Source organism: Streptococcus mitis, assembly GCF_946188585.1.
GTDB lineage: Bacteria > Bacillota > Bacilli > Lactobacillales > Streptococcaceae > Streptococcus > Streptococcus mitis_DG.
In genome coordinates, this window is the sequence record NZ_CAMHVI010000001.1 from 458,766 (window position 1) to 480,919 (window position 22,154).

At 34.8% G+C, this 22,154-nt stretch carries 15 protein-coding genes; 1 reads left to right on the forward strand and 14 read right to left on the reverse strand.

Annotated features, from left to right (window positions below):
* Nucleotides 1-28: 28 nt before the first annotated feature.
* The 5 genes from N8M66_RS02290 to N8M66_RS02310 form a co-directional block, all read right to left on the reverse strand.
* On the reverse strand, nucleotides 29-346 hold the full coding sequence (locus N8M66_RS02290; RefSeq protein WP_004269832.1) for a hypothetical protein: 318 nt from the start codon (nucleotides 344-346) through the stop codon (nucleotides 29-31).
* Nucleotides 347-598: 252 nt separating this feature from the next.
* Nucleotides 599-1,522 (reverse strand): DUF6287 domain-containing protein, encoded by a 924-nt coding sequence (locus N8M66_RS02295; RefSeq protein ID WP_261045368.1) that lies wholly within the window; start codon nucleotides 1,520-1,522, stop codon nucleotides 599-601.
* Nucleotides 1,523-1,533: 11 nt separating this feature from the next.
* Complete coding sequence (locus N8M66_RS02300; RefSeq protein WP_261045370.1) at nucleotides 1,534-2,673, reverse strand: hypothetical protein; 1,140 nt, start codon at nucleotides 2,671-2,673, stop codon at nucleotides 1,534-1,536.
* A 9-nt stretch (nucleotides 2,674-2,682) separates the two neighbouring features.
* Complete coding sequence (locus N8M66_RS02305) at nucleotides 2,683-3,261, reverse strand: hypothetical protein (RefSeq protein ID WP_261045371.1); 579 nt, start codon at nucleotides 3,259-3,261, stop codon at nucleotides 2,683-2,685.
* Between the two features lie 430 nt (nucleotides 3,262-3,691).
* Nucleotides 3,692-4,072 carry a hypothetical protein gene (locus N8M66_RS02310; RefSeq protein WP_261021274.1) on the reverse strand — a complete coding sequence of 127 codons (381 nt, stop codon included), beginning with the start codon at nucleotides 4,070-4,072 and terminating at the stop codon, nucleotides 3,692-3,694.
* 203 nt (nucleotides 4,073-4,275) lie between these two features.
* On the opposite strand from N8M66_RS02310, the gene N8M66_RS02315 reads away from it, so the two are divergent.
* Nucleotides 4,276-5,529 carry a hypothetical protein gene (locus N8M66_RS02315; RefSeq protein WP_261045373.1) on the forward strand — a complete coding sequence of 418 codons (1,254 nt, stop codon included), beginning with the start codon at nucleotides 4,276-4,278 and terminating at the stop codon, nucleotides 5,527-5,529.
* Nucleotides 5,530-5,711: 182 nt separating this feature from the next.
* On the opposite strand, the gene N8M66_RS02320 is transcribed toward N8M66_RS02315, so the two are convergent.
* From N8M66_RS02320 to vex3, 9 genes are all read right to left on the reverse strand, one after another.
* On the reverse strand, nucleotides 5,712-6,968 hold the full coding sequence (locus N8M66_RS02320) for a hypothetical protein (RefSeq protein WP_261045375.1): 1,257 nt from the start codon (nucleotides 6,966-6,968) through the stop codon (nucleotides 5,712-5,714).
* Between the two features lie 648 nt (nucleotides 6,969-7,616).
* On the reverse strand, nucleotides 7,617-14,111 hold the full coding sequence (locus N8M66_RS02325) for a S8 family serine peptidase (RefSeq protein ID WP_261045377.1): 6,495 nt from the start codon (nucleotides 14,109-14,111) through the stop codon (nucleotides 7,617-7,619).
* A gap of 583 nt (nucleotides 14,112-14,694) precedes the next feature.
* On the reverse strand, nucleotides 14,695-15,480 hold the full coding sequence (locus N8M66_RS02330) for an ABC transporter permease (RefSeq protein WP_261045379.1): 786 nt from the start codon (nucleotides 15,478-15,480) through the stop codon (nucleotides 14,695-14,697).
* Nucleotide 15,481: 1 nt separating this feature from the next.
* Complete coding sequence (locus tag N8M66_RS02335; protein WP_261045381.1) at nucleotides 15,482-16,300, reverse strand: ABC transporter permease; 819 nt, start codon at nucleotides 16,298-16,300, stop codon at nucleotides 15,482-15,484.
* Between the two features lies 1 nt (nucleotide 16,301).
* Entirely contained in the window at nucleotides 16,302-17,294 is a 993-nt protein-coding gene (locus N8M66_RS02340) for an ABC transporter ATP-binding protein (protein ID WP_001240792.1), read from the reverse strand.
* A gap of 279 nt (nucleotides 17,295-17,573) precedes the next feature.
* Complete coding sequence (locus tag N8M66_RS02345; RefSeq protein WP_001019001.1) at nucleotides 17,574-18,455, reverse strand: class II fructose-bisphosphate aldolase; 882 nt, start codon at nucleotides 18,453-18,455, stop codon at nucleotides 17,574-17,576.
* A 140-nt stretch (nucleotides 18,456-18,595) separates the two neighbouring features.
* Nucleotides 18,596-19,924: a sensor histidine kinase VncS gene (gene vncS, locus N8M66_RS02350; protein ID WP_261045384.1), complete on the reverse strand. Its 1,329-nt coding sequence runs from the start codon at nucleotides 19,922-19,924 to the stop codon at nucleotides 18,596-18,598.
* Complete coding sequence (gene vncR, locus N8M66_RS02355) at nucleotides 19,921-20,577, reverse strand: response regulator transcription factor VncR (protein ID WP_140223981.1); 657 nt, start codon at nucleotides 20,575-20,577, stop codon at nucleotides 19,921-19,923. The genes vncS and vncR overlap by 4 nt, the downstream gene beginning before the upstream one ends.
* A 142-nt stretch (nucleotides 20,578-20,719) precedes the next feature.
* On the reverse strand, nucleotides 20,720-22,099 hold the full coding sequence (gene vex3 / locus N8M66_RS02360) for an ABC transporter permease subunit Vex3 (RefSeq protein WP_261045386.1): 1,380 nt from the start codon (nucleotides 22,097-22,099) through the stop codon (nucleotides 20,720-20,722).
* Nucleotides 22,100-22,154 lie beyond the last annotated feature (55 nt).

The following is a 22,154-nucleotide window of genomic DNA, read 5'->3' on the forward strand; positions in this document are numbered from 1 at the left end:
AGGGTCTCGAGAAACCTCGAGGCCTTTTCTATTTGTCTTCTTTTGTATCTTTATCAGGAAAGAGGTATCCAATACCAATGCAAGCTAGTACGCCCGCTCCAATTACCAAGCCACTTGAAATTGGCAAAAGGTCTAAAATTGCATTTGCAATGATAAAAGCAATAATTAAACACATCAGACTAGCCTTGTAGTCTTTTTTCAAAAAATTCTCTAGAGTGAAAAAGAGGAACAGACCAACCGGAATGAGTGACCAGAGGTTTACATCCAAACTTGGCCATCCAACAGAACCAAAATACAAAACCAAAGCTGAAACTAGCAAGAATCCAATACCTAATAATTTTTTCATTTTTATCTCCAATTGCTTTTTTAGGAACTTGAGTTATCTGATAGTGACGCCTCACGTCCCTTACAAAAATCATTATAGCAGAGGTCAGTTTCAAGAACAAGTTCTTTTGCCTATCTGGTCTCTATCTCGGTCTAAGTGGTTCAATAGTTAAAATGAAAGAAAAAGAAGCCCCAATGAGCTTCTTCATTCTAGTGATTGCAACAGTATTTCTGAACTAAAACAATCGACAGTTAGATTCTAAACTAGTTTTTTCTAGTTCGTATTTTTCTTTTCCTTAGATTCTAGAGAAGTTTTGATTGCTTCGCGTTCAGCCTGTAGTTGAGCTAAATGTTTCTCTTCTTCCTCAAGTTTACTAGTATCTGGTTTTACACGATAATAAACATCTTCTGGTCTCAACAACATCGCTTCATACTGCTGTCCTGCAAACAGTCTCTCCTCGTCATGATTGCTTTTATCTGTCAGTTTTCCATCATCACCAGGTTGCATTACAACTCCACTTGGTACAGCAACTACCACAAATCCTCCTGCGACAGAACCTTTAGTGTGTGCACTTAGACTTTCAACTTCTTTAAATTTGGAATCTGAACTTCGATTTTTCAGATGAGAGTAACTGTTGTCCAATTCAACAGTATATTCAAATTTTTGACCATCTCTAAAGCTAGTTATATAAATTTCACCAGACTCATTAATGACATATTCATTGCCCGACGGTGTACGCCATGTACCTTTCAAACTAGATAAATCATTATTTCTTAGTGCTTCAATATCCAGTTTCGGAACAGTCGTTTCTTCTTTTAACTTGCTAACAAGTGCTTCTGCTTCAGTAATCTTGGTATCTAAATCAGTCAGTTGGTCCTTAAGTTTCTGGATTTCCTCTTCTTTCTTCTTCTCATTCTCAGACGCTTTCGAAGTATCTATCGCTTCTTTACTTGTGTTCTCTTTTTTAGCAACTGAAGAAATGGCTTCATTTGACTCTTTCTTTGCGTTAGGTGAGAATAATAAGAGGCTTGCTAGGATTGCAACAACCAAGAGACTAATGGCAATGCCAATATAGACTTTTATTTTAAAAGAACTTTGAATAGCCTTAGCTGTAGAGATAACTTCTGATTTCCCCACAGCATTATGATTATATTCGTTAATTTCTTCACTGTTTTTTACTCGTTTTCTACTTCTCATAGTTGTATCTCCTAATCTCTTTTTAGCTGAATTGGATTAATATTATCAGCTCCAACCATAAGATTTCCTTGACTATCTTTTTTGTATGTCCCAGATATTCTATCTCCTATACCAGGTACTGCTACAGGTAACTTGATTTCAATCTTTTGATTAACCCAATCTACATTTCCTTTAAATTTTTGGCTTTTTCCTAATACCACTATTTCCCCGTCTACATTGACAAATAGAATCTTTACTTTGACTTCAGCTGTTCCTTTTATACCAAGTGAGTAACTTCCATCTGCTGAATTTGTCATATAGAAAATTCCACCTAATACAATACCTGTAAATACAATGATTACTCCTAATACTTTAGCAACAGCTCCAGCTGTATTTGACTTTGAGGATACTACAGCATTGTGGCTAAGAGATTGATTAAGTAATAATTCTGTTTGTGTATTTTTCGACATTACATTACTATCTGCTTCTCTGGTCAATACTAAAAGTTTATCAAAAATTGATAAAACTTTTTCTGTTGGAACAATAACCAATACTAAAAATAAAATTGATAATAATAAAAACCAACCACTAAAGAGCGGATAAGCAAAAAATGCCAAAGTAAACTCTATTAAAGACAGATAAAATAATAAAATACTATTTCTAAAATAAGCATTTCCTGTCAATTTATGAGCAAAAATCACCAACAATCCTAAATAATAAAAGAGCCCAACTGATAGGAAAAGCCTCAAAAGAAAAACAGAAATGTTGCCAACATGGAAAGTATAAAATAAGGTATGAGTTAATACAAATAGAGATACCAATCTAAGAATGTTCAAAAAAATTTTATGATGATTACTTCTTGTATATATTACTTCATCACTAATAAAAATATTAAACTGCTCCAACTTGGATTTAGTCCAGTCAACAATAATATTTTTTTTAAGATTTGTAATTTGGGTATATTTTTGAGAAGTTTCCATAAAGGTAGTAAGATAATTTGGATTTACTTTCGTTACTACGATACTATTTTCACCACATTTACTACAATAATTTGAATCGCTTATATTGTTAGAGCATTTCGAACAGGATATCATTGAATCTGCATTTTTTAAAAATTTTTGAACAGAATCATTATGTTTTAATTTATCATAAAAAAAATTATTTTTATCCATAAAAATCTCCTATTCAAATTCTTTTCCGCAACAAGCACAGAATGTATTCGAACCCGATTGTTCTATTTCACAAAGATTACATGATTTACGAGTATTTTTTTCATGATTTTCCATTGCCTGGACATCATTTCCACAGATGGCACAAAACCTATCCGTTTCTCTGATAGAGGCACCACATGAAAGACAAGATTTACCATCTGAAACCATCTCATTAAATAACTGTTTTTTATAATAGTTTTCTATATTGAGTTTTATTATAGAATCTATTTCATTTGACACTTCAATTGTTTTTCCCTGAATATTCCCTTGATACACTTTCATTCCTAATGCAAAAAATTCTTGTGCTAAATTTTGATCTAGTACTTGAATTTCATTCTTTAACGAACGAAGTTCATGACTATTTCCAACCTTAATTTCTTGTATTGTATTCGGAACTTCTTTATTTATAAATTTACTTTTAAAACTCATACGCTGGTCTAAATCTTCAAAGTTAAATTCTCCAGAATCACTAGCTTTTGAAAACTCCTCTGGAGTTGGTTTACGACCATTTTCCTCTTCAAACTTTTCTAACCATTCTTCTTTTTTCATTAAAACAACCTCCTACATATTAGTATTATAGTTTATTTGCATAGAAACATTTAAACAATTTCTAAACGCAAAATATACACTAATTCTATTTAATATACTACCATAAATTACAATTTTTTCAACTTTTTTATAAGTATTAATAAGCAAAATCAAACTCTGTTCTTGAGAATACAACCCAATAAAAAATTATTTCTAAACTTACTAATTTATGATTTAGTTCCATAACAATTATTGTATGAGAATCATTCGTCACTCTTCCTAATATAACTTGTAAAATATATAAAAATGAACAATCTACAACTCCCTAACATGGGATAGTAGATTTGTTCATTTTCAACAAATTCAATTTTGTATATAATCATGAAATTTATAATTAATAGAATATAAATCAAGTATATAATAAATATCGAAAAACTAAAATAACTTTATTTCATCTTTTAGCAGGAGTCTTATAAACTTTTAATCCTCCATTATCTTGTACTTCGACTTTGTACCCTGCTTTTTTCAATTCTATAGCCGTTTTTTTAGCTATTTTATCCTTATCATCACTTGAAAATTCCCAGTACGGCACAGACTTTTTAGCTATACTAGAAGATTTAAAAATATCTGATCCCATCCATACATGGAAGTAAGTTCTTAATTTACGATCAGAAAAGATTCCTCCACCATCATAAACAATAGATTTAGGCTTATTTTTAAATTCATACAAAACATATTTTTTATAATTTTTGTGTAACTGCTCTCTTTGTGCAGTTGTCATCACTAGTTTACTAACATGAGATTTTGCAGTTTTTGCTGAATAATAGTACATGAAAGCGCCTCCTTTTAACGAATTTATTCTATCACAGTATCATCATTATGTCAATGTAAAATTATAAGCCTCAATATATTAAGGTGACAAAAATTTGCCATAAATAGTAATTTTAAGCTTCTATTATCGAGAAATAGTTAGCTTGTTAAAGTCTATATAATATGTTATAATTTAAAAAATAAAATTTTAGGGAGATTCTTTCTATGAATCAATGTAAAAATTGTCAAATTGAATTTGACGAATCTCACAACTTTTGTTCTAAATGCGGGTCTAGACTAGAAAAGTTAGTGAAATATGAAACACTCCGTTCAGAGTACCTTTGTAACTCATTTCACGGTGGTAGAATATTCGAAAAATATGGTGAAACCATTCACTTTAAGCGATTTATTTTTAATGACGAACATTACTATATAAAGAAGGGTGAGCTTTGGAAGGAAGAAATTATTTCGGGAGACAGAACTTTTATAACAAAATTAGATAGTTCCTATGAGAATGAACAGAACAGCATTCGTCAATTATTTTTATTTGTCAATAAAGAAGGTATTATAGTGTATTCTCTAGGATTAAACTACCTATATTACTTTCCTCACAACTCAACTACGGGTATAAACTATTGCGAGAAAATTACAAAAAGTGAATTACAAAATTTCAGTGATATATATATATCTGACAACTTAATTTTTTACTCTGTTCAAAATTATGAAAATTATGAAATAAAAATAAATAAAGATTCATACTTTAGAAGAACGTTACCAATTTCAATGATAAAAAATAATAGTTATATTGAAATGTTTGACGTTCTTACAGGAAAAAAAGAAACTATTCTATCTTCTTGTTACTTGGGAGATATTTATATAGACCCAACAATATATTGCGGGTCTAAATCTAACTCAAGAATTTGCGGTAATAAAGATTATTTAGTTTTCCCAGTAAGTATTTATGATACTAACTGGGAGAATTGGCAAGATTATGAATTAGGTCAGGACATTTACTTTTATCCTAAGTCAAGGAGAGTTCTCTTTAATTTAAATACAAAAGAAATGCAAATGTTACAAACAGATGAATTACAAAGGGAATTTCTTTTATTTGATGCATCCAGAAACCAAATTTGGTATTCAACCCAAAATAATATTTATCAAAGATATGATATTGCATCTGATACTACAGAAGAATTTACACTAAAATATGGCTCAGAACTTTCATATTTTGATGGTATTGAAGCATTTAAGGTTGATCAATATTCGATTTATAGACTTAATAATGATGGTTCTAAATCTGAAAATTTAAGAACCGATTCTTATTTTAATCTAAGAGATGATTCGTTCTTCAAAACAGATAAATGGCTAATGGTTCAAGGGGAAGGTAATCCTGGAGTTACTGAAGAATATCGTTATTTTGAAAATGGTTCTAATACACCATCCTATAAATCAGTTTTTGATTTCGAGAGTCAATTATAATTAGTACTTATTATATTCGTATTCATTTTACTTTTTAACCATACAAAAAACGAGAAACATGCTCTAGACTTAGAGATGTTTCTCGTTTTCTATTTTATCTTGATTTAATCATTCCTTATTTTAAAGGACTGTTTTCCCTTTAAAGATTAGTTTAAATTGAACTTCAATATCTACTTACTCAACTACTCATCCACTCTATATAAGACATTCGGATCTGTAAAAAGATCAGCCTTATCCAATATATCAATCCTATCTTTATCACTATCTGTTTTACTATCTTTTGCATGCCCAGCTGGTATTAAAGATATATGTTGATAAGTATTCTTAGTTTTACCCTCTATATTTAATATAATTGAACTAAAAATAACATCAATCGAAGTGATTCTTCTACCATTTGAGCTATTCTCATCAAAGTAAACTAAACCATCTTTATCAATTTTTAGACTTCTTTGATATTGATTTGGTTTAGAAGACCATTTACCAGCTATAGAAGAGTAATTTCCTTTAACAAGTTCTCTTATATCAACCTTAGATGTATTTGCAGTTCTTTCAATAAACTGATCCGTCTCAGAGTAATACATAACTTCATAAGTCTCATCATATATTCTATCGTATTTTAAATCTGAATCTTTAAAGTCAATTCCTCTAGGTATAAATATAAAAGTATGCAGGGAAGATGAACCATCTTGATACTCTAGATTTCCTGATAAAGTACCTTTAGATATCTCGTGAAAATTAAAACGACCATTTAAAGTAGTGTCAATAGTGATATACTGATTAAAAATTTTTAAATCCTCATGCTTAAACTGGCTTTTTTCCTTAGCATCTTTACCATTTATAAATGATAAACCATCTTTATCAAATGTTATTCTCCCCTTACCATTCTTACTTATCCAACTTCCCTTAACACTTTGATAATTTCCATCAGATAATTCATCTAGATTCATTGTTATTAAGTGTTGTACATCAAACAAATTCCATTTTGCTTTTGATATCAGTTCTTCAGATAGGGTGTTACTTGATAAGTCTAATTTCTTCACAGAACCAAACTGAACTTCATAGATTGCTAGTATCTCATACTTTTCTTTACTATCTTTAAATGCTATGTATAGCTCATCTTTGTTATCCCCATTACTATCTATCTTAGCATAGGATGGTTGACGACTAGGTTGTTCTAAAATTAACTTATAGTCATTTTCATCGCTTTTATTTTTTATTGCGTTATTGTACTCTTCAATAACTGTATCATACTGTGCGTTATTTTGAGTATACATCAGTTTGTTGTATTCAGATCTAAAAAAAGGAAATAATAAAATAGCAGACACTATCAAAACAGAACTGATTACTATTATGTTACGAATTTTCTTACTTGATAGACATCTCATAATCCAATGCAAAAACTTATCAAAGAAATTCATTTCAATTTCTCCTTGTTGCATAGCAAAATGTATTTCTTCTACAGTAGGTTTTCTATTATTTATTTCCTTAAAATATCGTACCCATAATTTTTTTTCATCTATACTCTCCTTTTCATATTTTGCTTTGAAAGTTTCTCCTCTTTATAAATCCTATCAACTAATTCACATAAAGCAATTCTAACTACAATTCATCATACAAACTTTTCAAACCTTACTTATTATCATACCATCATTTACTACTTTTCTCAATATAATTAATAAAGTTATAATTAAATTTTTAACTATATTGACGACATACTGTTAATACATAAAACTGACTGGTTTCCCAATCAGTTTTATTCTATATAAATTGATTTTAAGTTGTTTCTAGTTTAAGAAAGAAAACATACTTCTTTCTTTTTATAAACAAACTTGCGATAATTACTCTTAAACTAATACTTAAAATTTTTTAATTTTTCTTTGATTTACCTCCAATATAGATTGCAATAATCAAACCTATGACCAAATCTTTAGAAATAGCTTAGAATAGCTATTAAAAATTTTCATTCGCATTAGAAAAATATCACACTGAACTACATAGTTCATTTATAAATAATAATTGACATAAAACTGTTTAACCATCACAGTATCTAATCTCAACACATAAACATTTTTTCTATAGATTTTGTCTTAATCTTGATCTTTTTTCTTCAATCCAAGAAGCGCTCCCACTATAAACAATATTCCAGCAATGAATGGTGTAAGAGCTGCTCTAACTGTTCCGGTTTTTGGCAACTTATCAGAATGGCTAGTATCCGACTTACTATCAATGTTAGTATGTTTATTAGCTATGTTCTCTTGTTCATTAAGATGGACTTCCTTATTATTTTCAAAGTTTTTATCAAGAACTGTAGTTGTAACATCCTTAGTTGAATCAGATTTTTGTGAATGATTTGCTCTTTGTAAGTCCTCTTTTCTATGACTTTGATTTAATTGACTAGGATTTGCCTGTGTGTTGTCTTTCTTTTTGGATACATCAAAAGTAGGTTTATTTTCCTCCTCCTTTTTCTCCTCTATTTTCTTGAATACAGGTTTTATAAGGGTATCTTTTGATAAATTAAGAACATAGCCAGTGTCTTTTTTCCCTTCGAAACCAGAAATTTCCCAACCATCAAATTGATAGCCTTTTTCTAATTCCCCCTTATAGACAGGTAAAATGAAATCTTCTTCCGACACTATCGTTGAACTCATTTCTTTTCCATTTTGAATGGTCACAGTTACCATCTGAGGTTTTAGTTCGCTCACCTCTCCCGTATCTTTGTTTAAAATGAATTCTTTTACGGTTGTATTTCTTGCAAAATCTTTTACAACTATCTTAATGTTTAGTGTCTTGTCTGTTATTTGTTTAATATCATCAAATGTTTTGTATTCTTTTCCATTTACATAAATATGTTGTTCTTGAATCTCACCATCGAATCCATTATTTCTTTTATCATTGATATTAAAGACTACAGATTTTCCATTAGCATATTCGATACTAGTATTTCCCTTAGGATCAATCTTTACTTCTGGTTTAACATTATCATATAAAAATTGATAGTGTACTCCAACCGCTTTCGCATTCAAATCGCTATAGCCAGTTTGAAGATAAACATTTCCATCCATGTCTGTTACCTTATCTGGAAATCCGTTTGCTTTATAGTCTTTCATCCCCCAGTCCATGATGTCACCGTCTTTAACATTAAGCTTAATGTTAAAATCTCTAGTGTTATCAATGTGTAAATCTCCATAGATTAAATAATTGTCTACAACCGATTCATTAACTCGCAACTCCCAGTTGAAACCACCCTTATCAGAAATCTTACCTCTTAAATAAAATTCTGGATTTCGTACATAAATTTTATTAGATTTAGATGGATTAAAGTAGTTCTTGTCCATTGAAAGATTTACTGGTTTTGCATCAATAAATAACGTAGAGCCATCTTCTTTTATAGCTTCTACATTGGACTTATCCTCTCCTGTGTACTCTTTACCATCCTTACCAAATAATACAAGTTTAGAAGAATCTGTCACAAGATTTCCATCTTTATCGATTGCTTCCCCTTTATCATTCATTTTAAATGTAAACACTTGATACCTTACAATGTTAAAGCCGTCCAAAGCCGACATTAATACTGATTGAGTACTTCTTCCATCTTCAACATTTCTACTATCAGCATAAATTATTTTTTCTGATAAGACTCTTAGATTAGGATTGGCCTTTTGGATTTTTGCTATATCTTTCTGGCTATAAACTCCATTTCCTTCTAACATATCCGTTTTTCCAGGATTATAGGTAGTCACTTTTAGTGCATAGCCTTTTCTTAGAATGATGTTATCCTTTAATAGATATTGTTGTTTTTCTGAATCAGAATAGATTTTACCAGATTCCATGTCCGTTAAATTGGTTGGTTTATTTTTTGAAAGATCTCCTTCTCCTAATTCTATTACATTCCCATAACTTGATGCATAGGGATATTCCGTTTTAGTTTCCTTATTTTTTTCAGGCATTCTAATTTTAGTCTCAGCTTTTATCTGATCATCATCTTTAACAAAGAATCTCATATCTCCTGCAAAAGCTAACCCATCCACAATATCATTAACATTAGCGTATAAATCAAATGTCATCGTTTTTGAATGCGAATCATACTTGGTCGTTTTGATTTCTATCGATTTATAGTTATTTCCATAATATACCTTGGCATTTTTAGAAACATTACTTATCTTTCCAAGAATTTCAAAGTGTCCATCTTTAGACGGGCTTAGAACACCATAAATTTTTGATTTGATTTCGTCAAGTTTTTCAGTTTCATATTGTAAGGCACTACCATCGTCATAAGCAATGATATTTCCCTTATCATCGTATTTATAATCGTATTCCTCTGTTCTCTTACCAGTTTCACTTGTAAAGTCATCAACTTCTCTAAATTTCTTTTTAATGAGTTTCTTTAAGTCTTTGCTTTCAAAGTCTCTAATTGTTGAAATGGCTTTATTGATAGTAAAGCTAGATTTTTCTTCGGTAGCCTCTTCATTGTCTTGATGATGTTCTACTTCAGTTGCATCTTTTTTAAGACTATCCTCTTTTCTATTTTCTAAATGTTTAAATTTAGATTCGGCAATCTCGCCAAGCTTTTGGTATTTAGATGAATCTTGATCAGGATCTACTAGATAATAGGAAATCATCCCCTTTTCATCAGCATGATCAGCAAATTTAATTCTATGAATCTTTGTGAAATTGCTAGAGCCATCTAGTGCAATGACTTCAATGATTTTTCCTCTTAAATCTCCTGCACCTTTAATTTCATAAATGGTATTTCCGTCTTTGTCAAGTTTCCTATTTCTTCCTTGACCCTCACCTGCATAAGTTACTTCAAGATTTTTCTCAACTTCTCCGTCTTCATTAACAAGAGCGGCTCCTGCATACCAAACTTCGTTGGCAATTTCGTCAAATTTTTCAGGATGTTCTTTCTGATCTCTCGCAAATAACGTTTCATTCTTGTATTGCTCTTTGACCTTATGATAAGTATCCTTTGTGATCAGCTTAATTTTTTCAGGATTTGAAAAATCAATCGAAACAATCTTAGGGGCTGTGTTATCAATTTTTACAGGAATATAGGAAACCTGCCATGGATAATCCTTGGTTAATCTATATTTAAATTTATAGAAATATTGACCTTCTGCAATCGGTTCAAATTGACCTCTTATCTTAGTAGCAGGATCTTTGGTATCCTTGCTTTCTGGTGCATTTTCTTCTCTACCTCTAGGGTTATAAATGAGTCCATCCCATTTCAAGTCACCCCAAACTTTTAGTTTAGAAGATTTGATTCCCTTTGCATCATTTCTTTTAGAGTTTAAAATTCCTTTAATAAAGTGTTCTCTCGAAATGACTTTTAAGTCGATTTGATTTTCTCCCTCTTTATTTGTATTTACTATTGAAATCAATCCTTCTTCTGCACTTCTTAATACAAGGGGAGAAGGCGTTAATCCTCTCTCAAGTTGAGCATCTTGAGGATTTCCATTTGAATCTAAAGGATAAATTTTAGCAATCTTAGAACCACTTGATGATGGTGCGTTGATCCCTTCGTTATTGAAAGCAAACAATTCTGGATTTTGATCTAGGGATGTTGTATTTTTATCTTTTCTATTTTGTATAACTCCTGCTGGATTAAATTTATCTATACCATGTTCTCCACCAATCCCCTTATTTAAGGTTCCTGGAATTTTCGGTTTGCCATCATCATCATAACCTTCCATTGTTTTTGATTTTGACCCTTCTTCCCAGGCCCATTTATCAAGGATTGGCTCTTTGTTCCAATTCCCAGCAAATCCCATTAGAGGCATCGATAAAGAAGGTTGGAAATTTATTTTCTTCCCGTTGGAGTTTAGAGCTTCCATTTCTTCCACTGACTCAAAATGAATAAATGATTCTACAAATTTATTTTTATTTTTAGCTTCTCCAACGTTTATAACCGCATTTAAATCAAAGCTAGAATTTGGGCTTATAGTGAAAGTATCATGCTCAAATGTAATATTTGCTCCTTTGACTTTTTCTGGGTGAATTTCTGGAACAATTTGCTTCCCATCTGAAGATTTTTCATCTTTATATGTTTCATCCAGTTTGAGTCTGTCAGTTAGAGCATCTGTAGTTATAGCAGATGCTGAAACTTTAAAGGTCAAAGGTCTGTTTGATGTATTGTGAAGCTTAATTGTAAAATATTTTTTATCTCCTTTTATTTCTTTAAGAGAAATAGAACCATAAGAGTTTACTAAACCTTTAGAATCTGTGTTTTTGAAAGTCGCTACAACTTCATTTCTCAATGCATTAGCCACATTAATTAGCCCTGCCCCCTGTTGTCTAGGTGATGCAAAGTATTGACTTTTTTCTTTCCAAGACGTTGCATCCATCATAGGACGTGCAGTATTTTGTAGGGCTATTTTTGTAAGACTTGTAAGATCTATTTTGTCATCTCCCTTAAGATTTTTCAATACAGGTCTTTCAAGCATTTCCTTTAACTTTGGCCTAATCAAAACAGTAGAAGCTGCTACAACTGGAGTTGCCATACTAGTTCCTGACATATAGCCATAAGTTGATTTCCCATTAATGACATTAAGAGTGGATTTAATGTTTTTACCAGGTGCTGAAACATCCGGTTTTAAAAGTAAATCTGTTCTTGGCCCCCAAGATGTAGACCCTGCTGGGACTATAATATCTTCTTTATACAGTTCTTTGTCGATGTCAGGTGCAAACTTAAAGTCAATTTCTTTTTCATCACCTACATTCGGTTTATTAGAATTATAGCTTGCCATATCAATTGGATAGTATTGCTCCAATTTATCTTTAAAATCTTCTTTATTATTTCTTTTGACTTTAGTTTTTTTACCAGGGTTAATCATGTTCCATAACTTTACACCATCATCTCCTGAAATTGAGAAAACTTGACTAGTAGTTCCTTCATCCTCCTCATATCCCATAGCTGGGAGCTCTGTCCAATTATCTCTATTGTAGTAATTTACAGTATTTACAACCATAATGGCGCGTGCACCCTTATCCGTTGCTCGTTTAAAAGCATTTTTTAAATCCTTTGTATAAATTCTATCCATTACTGCAATTTTTCCCTTAAGATCCAAACCTATCAAATCTTGGTCTTGACCTTTGCCTATATATACAAATTTCAATTTACTAGGAGCTTTTGAACCATCTTCGTTTGTAATGATTTTATTCTTATCGAAAAAGGCCCCTATATTTCTGTATTTAAAACTTTCTCCTCCAATCTTAACTTTATCAAACTCAACTGTTTGATTTTTAGCAGAAGCAACTGCTATCGCATCTTCATGTGCTGCAGTTCGTGTTACATTTCCAGTGTCGGTCATTTTCAGATTATTATTTGCCACTAAATCCCAAGAAGAACTTGAAGCAGAAGTCGCATAGTTACCTGTAGCTACGACCATTGGAATGCCTGCTTTTCTTAACGCTCTAATAGCTTGCCAATATTTTTCACCTACAAGACCTGTTCCTGTAAAGCCAGATGATACTGAAACAACATCGACATTGTGTTTGATCGAATCTTCAATAGCATGAAACATTGTTTCATCTCCTGCGAAGCCAGATCCTGCGTCAGAGTACATTTTATAAGAAAATATCTGTGCATTAGGAGCAATTCCATCTATTCCATTAAAGTTTTTGATATCTTTTTCAGTATCATTTCCCGCAAGAATCCCTGCAATATGCATCCCATGTGGATCAAAATAATCGCTTCCATCATCAGCTTTTTCTACAGTAATTTTACCACCATTATAATAATTGAAAGCATGAGGAATTTTATCACTCAACCAGAAATTTTTATCTGTGCCTTTTAAGTCTTCTTTTTTAAATCTCATTGACTTTTTAGCATCATCATCAATCCTCATGGCCTTATGCCTATAATCTGTCCCGGTATCGATATTTGAAATGACCATACCTCTACCATCAAAATTTTTACCAAATGGAGCATTGATAGACTTTAGGTAATCAATTGCCTCTTCAACTCCAATCTCCTTTCTGGCATGATTCATCATTGGTTGGACTTTTTGTGACCGTTCAACCGATGAAATACCTTCTATTTGTTTAATTTTGTCCAGAGTATCTTTGGTTGTTTCAATAGCACTACCGTTAAAAATTCTATCATAAGTATACAAAACTTTTGTATTCTTAAGATTTGATAGTTCCTTGATTGCTTTTTCTCCAGATTCTTTATCTTTAAATTCAGCAATATAGACAAGTCTATCTTCTTTTTTGGGACTTTCCGTGTCTTTACTTGCAGCCGAGTCTGCATTACCTCCTTTGTATTGATTGGAATCTTCTTTTTTGATTGTTGCTTTTTCATTGTTAGTTTTATTGTCTATCACAGATTCTTTACTAACAACTTCTTTTTCCTCAATAACTGTTGTTTTCTTCTCTTCAGTATCCTTTGAAGTTTCTATAGCATTATGAATATCTTCATGTTTTTCTTTGTTTTCTTTTTGTTTACCTACTACTACTTTTTCTTTATCAGAGATATTTAAAGCATCTTCAGAGCTAGATGTGTCTGCTAAAACTACCTCATTAGGGACATATGCTGCTAAAATAACTGCAGCTGTAGTTAATGACAATACTGTACTTTTTTTCATTTTAATTCCTTACATATTTATTTAATTTCCAATAGATAGTAAACTTTAACTTTGCTAGCCTTTGTTATAAAAAGTTTTACTAAGTATTATCTAGGAAATAGAGTAGTACATTTATATATAATTGTTAGCTCTCTGAAAAATAGTATATCAATTAAAAAAATTTAAGTCAAGAAAAATTAACATTGATTAATTTTATTTTTAACTTATGTTAAAAAGGATGCAAAAGTTTCGTACTTAACTGGAATACATTATCAGCACATTCACACCATCAAAAATAATAGCAAGTAAGTTGAAGCACTACTAGAATCACAAAAACAGACATCATCGATGCAATAACAATACTATTAAACAAAATAAATAACCGATAAGAACTGGGCTTAACGGTTATTTTCTACATATCTAATTTTGCAAATCTTCAGTCATATGTTCACCTGTGACCTAGACTTTACGACTCTCTTGCTCTAGCGACTGAGCTAAATCGGCGATTACACTTACAGTATAGCACTCTGAGAATAGATGTCAAGGAATTTTCATCTCTATTAAAAAAAGCCTGTCCTGAGACAAGGCTTTGATATTCTATTATTTACGAACCTGCACTTTCGTAGGCATCCAAGCCCCTATCCCAGAGTTTTAGAGAAATGACAAAGAAAACCAGAGAAATCAACATCAAACCTCCGATGTTAAAGATTACATCCTTGTCCTGCAAGAAATAGCTAGCAGGATAGTAGGCCGTAAAGGCAAATGGAACGATAAAGCTAATCAGCCATCGTAGAAGAGAATTGTAAATAGAAATCGGGTACTTGGCAAAATCATTAAACATATAGAAAATGTAAATCATGGCACCTGACTGCTTAGTCCAAAAAGCAATACTGGCTGTGGCAATTTTCAAGGAAGTGTAAATCAAGGTCGCAAAGGGAATACAGACTAGGAAAAGTAAAAATTTTGGAAAGCTCCAGGCAATGCTATTCACTGTTGTTCCTAGTAGAATGCCACCGACTAAGAGTTCGCCAAAAGCATCAATCTGAAAGGTCTCTACCAAAATATGAAAGAGGGGATTGATAGGACGTATCAGGTACTTATCAAATTCTCCTTTTCGCACCAAGCGCTGTCCCAATGCCCAGAGATTGTCAAAAAAGAGATGGTCCAGTCCCTTGGGGATCAAGGAAAATCCATAGATAAAGGCAATTTCTTGAAAAGTCCAACCTTCTAAGGATGGAATGTGTTGAAAGATGACATTGAGAAACAAGAGGTTCAAGCCTTGAGTCAGAAAAACTCCCAGGACACCAACTACAAAATCCACCTTGTATTCCATGATTTGCTTGATGTATTGTCTGATAAAAATCAGATGCATACGCTGATATTTTTTCATACTAACCTCCTTGAATGGTGATAAAGGACTGGACTCGTTTCCAAATCAACTGAGACAAGCCCACCATCACTAAGAGCCAGAAAAACTGCAAAACGAGCGCCTGAAGAATCTGATTGGCATCGTATTTCCCAACGATAATCATGACCGGAGTGTAGATCAAAGATGAGAAAGGTAGGAAGGACAGAATATCTGAAACAACCTTTGGAAAGAAAGCCAAGGGAATCAAACTTCCAGACATAAAAGCCACTATGGAAGTCTTAAGTAGGTTGGAACCCCAAAGATTTTTAAACACAAAGGCAGAAAATCCAAAGCAGATATTAAAGAAAAAGTTAATCAGATAGGCCAGCGTTAGGCTAAAAAGATAAAGGACAGTTAATCCCAGCACTTCTGCAATCCCTTGACCAGATAAGATTTTTATCAAAACAATGACACTTAAAAATGGCAGGCCAACAGAGATAAAAATCAACCACTTTGAACCAAGCTCTGTGAAAAGATAAGAGGCCGCAAAATGGACTGGTCTCAGCAAACGCATGATAATAGAGCCATCTTTTACCTCATCACCTATCATAAAGGAGCTATCTGACTCAGTTAATAAATTAGTCACAAAATTCATGATGATGTAGAGGGTGATATCTGCCATACTAAAACCCTGAATCAAAGACTCTTGCGAGGAATCAAAGACAGCCTTCCAGAGATAAAATTCCACAAAAGCACCCATGACATCGCCAATCCGATAAAGAAGAAAGTTGACTCGATAGGTAATCAACTCCTGAATCCCTGCATTGATAAAGGGTTTATAACGTCTCCACAATTTGACCATCTTAGAGCTCCTTTCGGTAGAAGCGACGGATAATATCCTCGATATCCGTATCCACCATCTTCAAATCGCGGATTTCAAAATCAGATAGGGTTTGCTTGATAATGTCAGCTGATTGGTAGCGAGAACTATCGAATTCAATGTTGAGACTATTCCCTTGTCTATCAATGGTCATATCTGAAAAACCTTCATAGTGAGAAACGAGATGACTTTGACCTGGTAGCAGTTCAAATGAGAGTGTCTTCATCTTACCAAAGGTCTCCTTGAGTTGGCTCACCGTTCCATCAAAAATCTCCTGCCCCTTGTCAATCATAAAAATCCGATCACAGAGCTGCTCAATGTCGCTCAGGTCATGAGTGGTCAAGAGAATGGTTGTTTCTTCCTCCTGATTGATTTGGGTAATGGCCCGACGAATGTTGTCCTTGACCGAAACGTCCAAACCAATGGTCGGCTCATCTAAAAAGAGAACCTTGGGATTGTGGAGCAAGGAAGCTGCAATGTCCGCACGCATCCTTTGTCCCAGTGAAAGAGTCCGCACGGGGTCCTTGATAAAATCCTTCAAATCCAAGACTTCATTCAAAAAGTCCATGCGCTTATGAAAGAGAGAGTCTGGCACATCGTAAATTTCTTTTAAAACTGTGTAGGTCTCTTGCAGTGCCAAATCCCACCATAGCTGAGTTCGTTGTCCAAAAACAACCCCAATATCCTTGACATAGTCTTGGCGATTATCTTGGGGAATCTTGCCGTTAATCCGACAAAAACCAGATGTCGGTTTCAAAATCCCTGTCAGCATTTTGATGGTTGTCGACTTCCCAGCACCATTTGCCCCAATGAAGCCTAAAATCTGCCCCTTGGGAACCTCAAAAGTCAAATCCTTGACCGCTTCAAAGGTCTGCTTTTCAGGATGAATAAAGGAGCGTAATGCCCCCTTCAAGCCTGGTTCCTTAACAGTCTTAACAAAATTTTTCTGAAGATGTTCCACTTCTATCATTGCCATATCTATCTCCCTATGCAAGGAATAGCAACATTGTATTTTTGACTACAAGTCTTCTAAATCCTTACTTTCTATACCTTCTACATTTTATTACAAAAGGCTTTATACCAACCTATTATAGTCCAATAAAAACTAGAATGCAAGCGTTTTCCTAAAGTTTATGGAATTGAAAATGTTTCTCTTAAAATAATACTTTTAATCAAAAATTCTGGTATAGTCGTTTCCTTAAAACACCAAAAAACCCACCCAATGGGCAGGTTCTTTCTGTATTGTTCAGCTAGATTAAGCTTTACCTTCTGAACCGAATACGTCGATACGTTCTTCAACTGATGCTTGGATAGCTTTTACACCGTCAGCCAAGAATTTACGTGGGTCGAAGAGTTTTTTCTTGTCGTATTCTGCTTCGTTTGCTTCGTAGTCACGAGCAAATTTACGAGTTGCGTTAGCGAATGCGATTTGGCATTCAGTGTTAACGTTAACTTTCGCAACACCAAGTTTGATAGCTGCTTGGATTTGCTCATCAGGAATACCTGATCCACCGTGCAATACGATTGGGAATCCTGGAAGAGCTTCTGTCAATTTTTGCAAGTGGTCAAGGTCAAGACCTTCCCAGTTAGCTGGGTAAGGACCGTGGATGTTACCGATACCAGCTGCCAAGAAGTCGATACCAGTTTCAACCATTGCTTTAGCGTCTTCGATTGGAGCCAATTCACCTTTACCGATGATTCCGTCTTCTTCACCACCGATAGTACCAACTTCAGCTTCTACTGAGATACCTTTAGCGTGTGCTTTTTCAACAACTTCTTTAGCCAATTTAAGGTTTTCTTCAACTGGAAGGTGTGAACCATCAAACATGATTGAAGTGTAACCAACTTCGATACACTCAAGTGCATCTTCGTAGTGACCGTGGTCAAGGTGGATAGCTACTGGTACAGTGATACCCATTGATTCAACAAGGTTAGCGATCAAGTTGCGAGCAACTTTGTAACCACCCATGTATTTAGCAGCACCCATTGAAGTTTGGATCAAAACTGGAGCTTTTTTAGCTTCTGCTGCACGCAAGATAGCTTGAGTCCACTCAAGGTTGTTTGTGTTAAATCCACCAACTGCATAACCGTTGTCACGAGCTGCTTGGACAAATTTTTCTGCTGAAACGATTGCCATTTTATCAGGCCTCCTGTATATTTTTATGGGTCATCCCATTTACATTGTTCATTTTATCACTTTTTGACAAAAAAATCTAGTTTTTCCCGTAGTTTCGATTGAATTTCTTCTGGCTTCATCTATGTAAACCCTTTCTCTCCCTAGTCTTTGCCAACTTTTGGAAAAGCTATAAAGAAGGTTAAACGATTCTCTTGCATTTCAAAACGATAAGGTAATTTTTCATGTTCTAATAAACTCTTGACAACAAAGAGTCCCATCCCAGACCCCTTAGCCTTGCGACTGGCATTGTCAGAAAAAGATTGAGCTAATTTTTCTTGCTCTTCTGGACTGCATCTATTTTCTATAAAGAATTCCTCTTCTCTCTCTCCAATGCGAACCAAGCCACCCGGAACAGAGTGCTTGATAGCATTGCTGATAAGGTTAGACAGAATCAATTTCATAACTGATGGGTTTAGATAAGCCTGCTGATGGGACAAGCTATTATCAATCTGAATCTCTCTTTCCTTGGCTAGCAAGGCATAATCCTTGACTAGACTTTGCGTCATCTGGTGTAAGTCAATTTTTTCCCTATCATCTCGTAATTCCTGCACAGACGAGAGAGAAAGTATCTGGAGAACGTGGTGATTGAGTTCATCCACAATCCCCAAGGCAACTTCCAGATAGTGGTCTCTATCCTTATAGCGACCAATATTTTCTTTCATATTTTCAATCAAGATTTTGAGACTTGCCAGAGGTGTCTTCAATTCATGAGAAGCGCCCCGTAGGAATTCAACCTTCATCTTTTCCAGCTGGAGAATGGCTTCATTCTTGTCATGCAAATCCGCAATGACTGTCAAGAGGTGTTGGTAAAGGCTATTGATTTGTTCCTTGAGATCACCAATTTCGTCCTTAGAATCCACGCGCAAACGCACTTGGGCATCCAGCTCCATCATCCGACGGGTTACTCGCTTGATTTCCAAAATCGGGGCCACAATGGTCCGAGCATAGATGTAGGCCACCAAGAGAGAAATTAGAAAGGATGCCAGCAAGGTGTAGGGGAGAAATTGGAGACTGATTTGCTCCGCTTCCTTTTGTAAATCCATGGAAGCTAGAAACTGGAGAGTCATGGTACCACCGTCCTGCGTTGTCACCTCGCGCTCCTCGATAAAGAGGGAGGTTGTCTGGCGGTCTGTATCCAGAGGAAAACTGTCCTTGACTTCTAACTTGTCCTCGGTCATCTCGCCCTTGACAGCCCCCTTGATATCACTAGTCTGGGAATATAGGTCTAACACTTGCTCAATACTCTGCCTATCCTTACCTTCTAGGGACTGGGCAATGGCTGTCGCTTTCTGGCCAATGCTTTCCTGCCGATGACTCAGATAAGTCGAAGGAAAAAGAAAATAAATGGCTAAATGAAGGCAAATAACTAGAACACTAAAAATCGAGAAGGTGTAGATAAATATCTTTGTAAATAAACCTGTTCGTTTCATTTTCGCTCCAATTTATAACCAACATTGCGCACAGTGAGGATGCAGTCCAGGTCTAGTTTTTTCCGTAATTCCTTGATATAAACATCAATGACACGGTCAAAGGGAACCTCATCTGTCGCCTTCCAGACGGCATCGATAATCTGAGAACGAGTCAAGGCTCGTCCTTCATTTTTCACCAGATAGTCCAAAATTTCCAACTCTTTAGCATTGATGGCTACTTCCTCTCCTGCTAGACTTGCACTGTAGCTCTCAAAGTCCACTTGGGTATCCTTATAGGAGAAGATTCGTCCCGTATCGTAGTAACGCTTGAAAATCGCGTCCACCCTCACTTTTAAGAGGGAAAGGGAGAAAGGTTTTTCCAGATAGCCATCTGCCAGAGAGGCAAAGGCACTCATCTTGTATTCCTCATCCTGAAAGGCTGTTAACATCAAGACAGGGACTTGGCTGGTTTTGCGAATCTCAGCTAGGACTTCTAGGCCATTGAGCTTGGGCATTTGGATATCCAATAAAACTAAGGCTACTTCATAGCTGGAAAATTTTTCTAAGGCTTCTTGCCCATCTGCAGCCTCAATGGTTTCATAGCCACAATCTGTCAAATAATCACTGATCCCCTCACGGATCATCTCTTCATCTTCTACAATTAAAATTTTCATAGAAAAAACGTTTCATATTCCTTTAAATTTCTTGTAAATCATCTAAGTTTCATCCAGAAAGGAAGAGGCCTTATCAAGATGAAATAGATAAAAATGCTACCTATATTATACCCCATTTAGGGGAGAATAGGTAGCAAGTTTGTTATTCACCATCCAACAAGAGCTCTTTTGGTTGTTTTCTGAGGAGATTGCTTGAAGCAAGCGCCATAACGAGAACCACTAGAACCAAGGCTAGGACAAAGACGATGATAAAGTCTGATGTCTGAATGGAAATGTCTAGGCTCGACAAGGTCTTGCTAAATCCATCTACTTCTGCACCACCACCAAGGTTAGAGGCTTGAGCAGCCTTGCTGGCTTGCTTGGCAACACCTGAAGTCACATTGGCAAGAACAGTATTCCCGATTGCACGGGCTGTGTAACTGGCTAGGAAGTAAGCAGAAACAAGAGCAGGGATGGCAATCAAGATAGATTCGGTAATGAATTGGCCCAAGATACTTGCCTGCTTGAGACCGATAGAGAGAAGGATTCCCACTTCCTTGCGACGGGCGTTGATCCAAAGACTAAGCAAGAGGGCAAGGAGAAGAACTGAGAAGCTCAAGCTACCCCAGAAGAGGAGGTTGGCCATCTTGTACATACCAGAGATGGATTGTTCAAGAGCTGGGTAGTTAGAGGAGCTCTTCACCAGTGTGTAGCTCTTCCAGTTGATACCACTGATGCCATTCAACTCTTTCATGACATCATCCAAATTTTTATCCGCTGTTACAAAGAAGGTTGCGTCCCCATAAATAGCTGTGTCTTCTGTGTATCCATAAAGTTTTGCAGCAGTGTGAATGTCTGTAATAGCTGTATTTTCATAAAGTTCTTGCGAGTAGGTTACTGCTGACTTATTATGACCATCAAAGAGCCCCTTGATTGTCACTTCAACTGTTTCCTTGGCTCCTTTTTCATTGTCTGCATCGTAGACATTGGAGTCTAGTTTGACCTTATCCCCGACTTTCCAGCCGTGTTTGGCTGCCAAGTCCTTATGCATGAGAATCTTGTCTTTGTCATCATTTGTTAGGTGCTCACCTTCGACCAGCTTATATGTGCCAGATACAAACTTGTCTTCTTTAGAGGAGTCATTGACACCTGTAATCATCAAGCTACTTCCAAAATGTTTGGCACGGTCAGGTGTTAGATTTTTCTTGGTTTCTGGCGTTTCGATGAGTTCATAGCCAGTCAAATCTCCGATAGCGTTGATGCGTTTCACATAAGACTCGATGGCCTTGTTTTCGGTGATTTTTTTGATATCTTCACCTTTAATATTCCCAGCACCACGTGGCGTTCCTTGATTGACTCGACGATTGATTTGCATGGAGAAGCTATTGGTGATATTTTTAAAGGTCTCCTGAGAAGCCTTGGCAGTAGCTCCCTTGATCGACAAGCCGACCAAACTCAAGCTCGCCATGAGGAGAATAATCAGGAAGATAACAATCGATTTGAAAAACTTCCTTGTAACATAGGCAAATGCATTGTGTAACATAGGTTCCCTTTCTAGATGTTGTTCTATTTTATAGTTCTGATACTCAATGAAAATC

What these genes read in the sequence shown, in the direction of transcription:
- N8M66_RS02330 (WP_261045379.1), bottom strand. Translation starts at nt 15,480, where the DNA reads ATGAAAAAATATCAGCGTATGCATCTGATTTTTATCAGACAATACATC.
- N8M66_RS02340 (WP_001240792.1), bottom strand. Translation starts at nt 17,294, where the DNA reads ATGGCAATGATAGAAGTGGAACATCTTCAGAAAAATTTTGTTAAGACT.
- N8M66_RS02335 (WP_261045381.1), bottom strand. Translation starts at nt 16,300, where the DNA reads ATGGTCAAATTGTGGAGACGTTATAAACCCTTTATCAATGCAGGGATT.
- N8M66_RS02325 (WP_261045377.1), bottom strand. Translation starts at nt 14,111, where the DNA reads ATGAAAAAAAGTACAGTATTGTCATTAACTACAGCTGCAGTTATTTTA.
- N8M66_RS02320 (WP_261045375.1), bottom strand. Translation starts at nt 6,968, where the DNA reads ATGCAACAAGGAGAAATTGAAATGAATTTCTTTGATAAGTTTTTGCAT.
- N8M66_RS02345 (WP_001019001.1), bottom strand. Translation starts at nt 18,455, where the DNA reads ATGGCAATCGTTTCAGCAGAAAAATTTGTCCAAGCAGCTCGTGACAAC.
- N8M66_RS02305 (WP_261045371.1), bottom strand. Translation starts at nt 3,261, where the DNA reads ATGAAAAAAGAAGAATGGTTAGAAAAGTTTGAAGAGGAAAATGGTCGT.
- N8M66_RS02295 (WP_261045368.1), bottom strand. Translation starts at nt 1,522, where the DNA reads ATGAGAAGTAGAAAACGAGTAAAAAACAGTGAAGAAATTAACGAATAT.
- N8M66_RS02315 (WP_261045373.1), top strand. Translation starts at nt 4,276, where the DNA reads ATGAATCAATGTAAAAATTGTCAAATTGAATTTGACGAATCTCACAAC.
- N8M66_RS02310 (WP_261021274.1), bottom strand. Translation starts at nt 4,072, where the DNA reads ATGTACTATTATTCAGCAAAAACTGCAAAATCTCATGTTAGTAAACTA.
- vncS (WP_261045384.1), bottom strand. Translation starts at nt 19,924, where the DNA reads ATGAAACGAACAGGTTTATTTACAAAGATATTTATCTACACCTTCTCG.
- vncR (WP_140223981.1), bottom strand. Translation starts at nt 20,577, where the DNA reads ATGAAAATTTTAATTGTAGAAGATGAAGAGATGATCCGTGAGGGGATC.
- N8M66_RS02290 (WP_004269832.1), bottom strand. Translation starts at nt 346, where the DNA reads ATGAAAAAATTATTAGGTATTGGATTCTTGCTAGTTTCAGCTTTGGTT.
- N8M66_RS02300 (WP_261045370.1), bottom strand. Translation starts at nt 2,673, where the DNA reads ATGGATAAAAATAATTTTTTTTATGATAAATTAAAACATAATGATTCT.
- vex3 (WP_261045386.1), bottom strand. Translation starts at nt 22,099, where the DNA reads ATGTTACACAATGCATTTGCCTATGTTACAAGGAAGTTTTTCAAATCG.